Origin of the sequence: Chamaesiphon sp. OTE_75_metabat_556, from assembly GCF_031378165.1 — a bacterium.
Taxonomy (GTDB): Bacteria; Cyanobacteriota; Cyanobacteriia; order Cyanobacteriales; family Chamaesiphonaceae; genus Chamaesiphon.
The window spans coordinates 1-5,765 of the sequence record NZ_JANNDR010000182.1 but is presented as its reverse complement, the minus strand read 5'-3'; the positions used below and the strand labels follow the sequence as shown (position 1 = coordinate 5,765).

The window sequence follows — 5,765 nt, the reverse complement described above, 5'->3', positions numbered from 1 at the left end:
GTTGCCACAGGCGGCTCGGCAAAACCACCAATCCGGCGCAGGGCTTGGACTACTTGATTTTGTTTGGCTGCAAGTTGATAGTCATAGTCGATATGCTGCAACTGACAGCCGCCGCATTTATCAGCGACGATACAACTGGGGCGCACGCGGTGCGGAGAAGCCTCGATTACTTCTACTAATTTCCCGTGGGCGTACTGACGTTTGACATTGGTAATTCTGGCGGTGATGCGATCGCCAGTAACTGTATCGGGCACGAACACGACTCGTTGGCGTAGCCCGTCTGCAAGACGATCGTCCGCGCGTCCTACGCCTTCTCCACTCTCGCTGACATCGGTGATTTCGATTTCTACCAAATCCCCTTGTTTCAATGAATGGCTGTTGACAGGCAGTTCGATCGAACTGTCAGTAGGCAAATTTTCAGGAAACATGATGTGTTTGAGCAGGAGAGCAATCTACTAGGATAGCAGCTATTTAGGAATGGTGCGATAAAATAAATAGGTTCGCTCGATCTGTCAAAATAGGATCTCTCGATCAAGTTTGGGTGCGGTGATGCCACGCCGATCCAGCGGTAATTGGGCAGGCGATCGCTTTTCAAGATGTTGTGATATTTAGATGATTGAATTCAGCGTTGGTAACTATCGATCGTTTAAAGATGTTGTAACTTTTAGTATGGTTGCCGCACCAATTCAGCATGAAGATGGAGAGATTGATCGAAATAACGTGTTTACCATACCCCGAGACATCAATCTATTAAAAAGTGCCGCCATCTATGGTGCCAATGCCAGCGGCAAAAGCAATTTGGTGCGAGCAATTTCTTTTGTGAGGAATTTTGTGCTGAACTCTGCCGTAGGTAGAAAGGTTAAAGATCGGATCGACACTGAAATATACAAACTAAGTAAGGATACTGAAAATGAACCATCCTATTTTGAAATTATATTTGAGATCGGCACTACGAGATATCGCTATGGCTTTGAAGTCGATCGCCGCAGTGTCAAATCTGAATGGCTATATCAGACTTTAAGCACTCAAGAATCAGAACTATTTACACGAGAAGAAAAGGCGATCGAAGTATTCGATAATTTCTCAGAAGGAAAAGAGTTAAATAAAAAAACAAGAGATAATGCATTGTTCTTGTCTGTTGTAGCTCAATTCAATGGTGAAATAGCCACAAAAATCATAGATTGGTTCGACAGAACACTAGTTGTAATTTTCGATCTAGAGGACGAGCTTGAATATGAAGGAATGACTGATGAGATAATGGATGATGATGATCGTCGGCAATCGCTAATCAATTTAGTTAGAACCCTAGATCTTGGCATTGAAGATATTAGAATAGTTCTCACTCCATTTGAAGATGTAGATGAGACATTCCTGCACGAAGTAAAAACTGCTCATTGGCGATATGATACAGACAACAATAAACTCTCAATCGAGCAGTTCGATCTCAACAATGAAGAATCTGCTGGTACTCAAAAATTGTATCGACTGTCAGGATTACTACTTAATTTACTAGAAGATGGAGGTGTATTAATTGTCGATGAATTAGATAGCAGATTGCATCCATTGATTACTGGCGCGATCGTCAAACTATTCAATTCCCCCAAAACTAATCCCAAGAATGCTCAATTAATATTTACTACTCACGATACTAACTTACTGAGTAGCAATCTATTTCGGAAAGACCAAATTTGGTTTACTGAAAAGAATCGTTATGGTGCCACCGATCTGTATTCCCTCGCTGAATACAAGATCCCAGAGCAATCTAGCTTCGAGCAAGATTATATTGCTGGAAAATATGGGGCAGTGCCATTTATTGGTGATTTGAGTCGGTTGTTGGGTAAGAAATAATATGTCTAGGAATAGAGATCTTCGATCGCAGTCACGTTCGGAACAAGGTTTTACAGCCAGAGAAGTAGGTAATAGAAATCCCATTCCTACTTTTCTGATTGTCTGTGAAGGAGCAAAAACCGAGCCAAATTATTTTAGAAGTTTTCCCGTCAGTACTAGACCAGAAGTTACCATTGTTGGGGCTGGGTGCGAGACGATTGCAGTAGTCAATAGGGCGATCGAGTTAATGGAGAATAAGAAGTTCGATCGAGTGTGGTGTGTATTCGTTCGCGAAGCGTCTCTGCAAGAGAATCGAGATCCATCAAACGTCAACAATACAGCCGCCCGATTTAGAAAAGCATTACAAGTTGCGGAAAAGGAAAATATTAAGGTTGCCTACTCTAATGAATGCTTTGAAATCTGGTACTTGTTACACTTTCACCTTTATGACACTGGGATACCGAGAGGTGATTACAAGAAAAAATTGACAAAGTTATTAGGCTGTGATTACGCAAAGAATAGTGATGACATGTATGCAAGACTGGAAGATATCCAGCATCAGGCAATTAAGCACGCCAAAATACTATTATCCAGTTACGATCCTCACAATCTTGAAAGCGATAATCCGGTGACAACAGTTCATCTCCTCGTTGCAGAGTTAAATCAATATATTCGTTAAATAGATTTGTTACTCTTTGGTGCATTTTTGGTGCGTTACGCTTCGCGATAACACACCCTACGATATTCTTAATGTTATCAATTATCAGTTATCATGCCTCGTCCTAATTATGGTAATGCAGTCAAACAACGCACCGTGCAATTTTTCACGGTGTTGGTTGACTATGCCAATGATGAATTAGATATCGACGATCGCCTGTTGGAGAGCTTGCAGCGTGATATTCAACTGCATTGGCAAACTCCGAAGCGATGTGTCGTGCGGACGAAAGTGCGGTATCTCGAACAACTCACTAAATTAGTAAATGCAACACTGACGGGCGAACAGATCAAAGAAGCAATCAAATGTTTGACTGATTTCCTCGAAATTGTCGAAGATAATCGCGCCAGCAAAGGTGGCTCGGAAACGTGGCACTTTACGCTGAATTTGTGGCATGATAGGTTCGATCGAGCGGCGAATCTCGATCGATTGGGGCAAGAATGGGATTACCGGAAATCACCTCAGAATGCGCCTCAAAGTGCGATCGAATCTCAGGCAGTAGCGACAACAGATTACTGGTGGGAGCTAATGCGATCGAGTCTGACGGCGCAACAATATCAGCGGATTACCACCAATCCCCTGATGGGTGAAGATCGCCTGAAATTTAGTCTTGAAGAGGTCTATGTGCCTCTAGACTTGAGGGAAAGACAGCGTGAGACGATGTTTGAGGTGCAAACGGATCTCGATCGGGTTGGGGAGGAAAATAGTGCAAATTCGATCGGCGATATTGATTGTCTACTAACGCGACTAATCACCAATCCCGAACCCAATCGGATTGCGATTATTGGCGAACCTGGTGCGGGTAAAACCACCTGTTTACAAAAATTAGCCGCCGGATTGTTGGAGCGGAAATTGTTGCCGATTTGGATTTCGCTGGCGGATCTACAAGGGGAAACATTGACAGATTATTTGTTGCAAGACTGGCTCAAACTCGCGACGCGCCAGATTGCGATCGATTCTAAATTGCAACAGGATTTTGCTGCCCAATTTGAAAGTGGGCGAGTGTGGTTGCTGCTGGATGCTGTTGATGAAATGGCAATTCCCCAAAGGGGAGGCTTCGCCAACGATGCCAGTATTGCGCTGGCGCGAATTGAGCGGCAATTGCGCGGCTGGATTGGTTCTGCCCACGTCATCCTGACATGTCGATCAAATGTCTGGGATAGTGGTAAAAACGCGCTGGAAAATTTTACTACCTATCGTAATCTCAGCTTGAGCAATGGCTATAACGGCGCGTCAGATCGAGTGCGCCAATTTATTCAAGGCTGGTTTCGCGCCCAACCAGCTCTAGGCGAAAATCTCAGCACCGAACTCGCCCAACCTCAATATCAACGGTTACGAGATGCTGTCAAAAATCCGCTGCGATTGGCTTTATTATGTCGCTACTGGTTGCTGACTCAAGGTAAATTACCTAGTACCAAAGCTAGTTTATATCAACAGTTTACAGATACAATTTATGCCTGGAAACAGGATCGATTCCCCACTAGTTTGTCACAACGCCAACAGTTAAATACGACACTAGGTAAATTGGCACTGCAAGCCCTAAGTAGCTTGGAACCATCAGGAGAAACACGCCAAGAGCGGGTGAGATTTCGACTGCACGAGCATACAGTTTTGGCAGTAATGGCACCCGATTTGCTCGAACTAGCTTTGCAACTAGGTTGGTTGAATAAAGTTGGTATTTCGGTGAGTACGGGAGCCAAGATTTATGCTTTTTATCATTCTACTTTTCAGGAATATTTTGCCGCTCGATCGATTGATGATTGGCAGTATTTTTCAACGGGCACTGTTACCAGTCACGCGCCAATTTTTAGTCCTTATTGGCAAGAAACAATCCTGTTTTGGTTTGGGAGAGGCGATATTACTAGCAGTGAGAAGGAAGCATTTATCGCCGCCTTAATTAATTTTGATCGATCTCACGGTGGATTTCACTATTATCGGGCTTACTTTTTAGCAGCAGCCGCGATCGCTGAATTTCCAGAATCGAATTATACACAACAAATTATCGATCGCTTATTACAGTGGCGATTTGCTAAATTTGTCCCCGATCTCCATACCTGGAAATATTACCCCTTACCAATTCAAGATGGGGCGCGAGTCGCACTCAGACAAACCGATCGAGCTGCGGCAATTTCCGGCTTGGAAAAATTGGTACAAACGATCGAGAATCCATTTATATGTTGGCAAGCAGCTCATAGTTTAGGCAAAGTATTTGATCCGGGAAACACGATCGCTGTGCGGGCACTAATTAACTCGATCGATCTAGTTACTAATGGCGATCTAATCATCAAAATTTGCGAATCATTAGCTAAAATCGACCCAAATCATCATCAGATTGTTACCTCGACTCTTGTCAATGCCATTCACACTGGTAAAACTGAAGCTCTCATTCGTAAAGCTGCTTTTACACTCGGAAAAATCTTGCTCGAATCAGCCGCGATCGAAGATGATGATTCATTATTGATGCTCGCGATCAATACCCTCACCCGTATCATTGAAGCTAACTGTGACACTCCCGCAGACAGCCTGCGCCAGAGTGCCAACCAACGGGCTGCTCTCGACAATCTCCACCAAATCGCGCCCACACATCCGGCGGCAAACATTCGCTTGGTGAGCGATCGCACCTTACCGAGTAGCAATCGCAAACGCCGGAAAAAAGTTGCCGATCCGCGTAATATCGCGATCGCGATCGGCGAACTGGAGCAAAAATTAGCAACTATAAATAATGCTGAATCTAAACGTCGCTATGCTTATCAACTAGGCAAATTTCAAGCTGGGCATCCGCTAGCGGTAGCTGCTTTATTACAACTAATCTCTTCATCTCAGCCACACAGTTTTTACAAACTAACTGGTGAATATCTCAAGGAAATTACTTTGCCAGAACAATTACCACTCATCGTTACCCAGCTACAAGATCGCGCGATCGCGGTAGAACAAGGAGATCGATCAACTGCTACTTTGACATGCTATAAACTACTTTGGTATTGTGCCGAACAATTACCCAATCGACAATTCATCGAAATTTGGGATCGTTAATTGATTAGATCTGGCACTTCATGAACTCCTGATGCAGCTCGGCTTTTTAGCTGTCTCTTTTTAACAGACCAGTGCCCACAAACCAACTTCTTAAAGAAGTCGGGTTTATAGTAGTAATGATCGAAACATCTCAATATCACTGGCGACTGAGATCGCTCATAAATATAGCCCTGACTTAACCAAAAGCCAG

General features: G+C 43.7%; 5 protein-coding genes. 3 read left to right on the top strand and 2 right to left on the bottom strand.

Annotated elements, in window-relative coordinates; genetic code table 11:
- A partial coding sequence (locus RMO27_RS07560) for a TRAM domain-containing protein (protein ID WP_309731023.1) occupies positions 1–428 on the bottom strand: 428 nt, incomplete at its 3' end.
- A gap of 184 nt (positions 429–612) precedes the next feature.
- Between RMO27_RS07560 and RMO27_RS07555 the strand changes: the two genes are divergently transcribed.
- From RMO27_RS07555 to RMO27_RS07545, 3 genes are all read left to right on the top strand, one after another.
- Positions 613–1,848, top strand: a complete 1,236-nt coding sequence (locus RMO27_RS07555) for an ATP-binding protein (RefSeq protein WP_309731022.1) — start codon at positions 613–615, stop codon at positions 1,846–1,848.
- A 1-nt stretch (position 1,849) separates the two neighbouring features.
- Positions 1,850–2,506 (top strand): RloB family protein, encoded by a 657-nt coding sequence (locus RMO27_RS07550; RefSeq protein WP_309731021.1) that lies wholly within the window; start codon positions 1,850–1,852, stop codon positions 2,504–2,506.
- Positions 2,507–2,599: 93 nt separating this feature from the next.
- Entirely contained in the window at positions 2,600–5,575 is a 2,976-nt protein-coding gene (locus RMO27_RS07545; RefSeq protein WP_309731020.1) for an NACHT domain-containing protein, read from the top strand.
- On the opposite strand, the gene RMO27_RS07540 is transcribed toward RMO27_RS07545, so the two are convergent.
- A partial coding sequence (locus RMO27_RS07540) for a hypothetical protein (RefSeq protein ID WP_309731019.1) occupies positions 5,572–5,765 on the bottom strand: 194 nt, incomplete at its 5' end. The genes RMO27_RS07545 and RMO27_RS07540 overlap by 4 nt on opposite strands.

Excerpts from the sequence above, each read along its gene's own strand:
- RMO27_RS07555 (WP_309731022.1), top strand. The coding sequence starts at position 613 with ATGATTGAATTCAGCGTTGGTAACTATCGATCGTTTAAAGATGTTGTA.
- RMO27_RS07550 (WP_309731021.1), top strand. The coding sequence starts at position 1,850 with ATGTCTAGGAATAGAGATCTTCGATCGCAGTCACGTTCGGAACAAGGT.
- RMO27_RS07545 (WP_309731020.1), top strand. The coding sequence starts at position 2,600 with ATGCCTCGTCCTAATTATGGTAATGCAGTCAAACAACGCACCGTGCAA.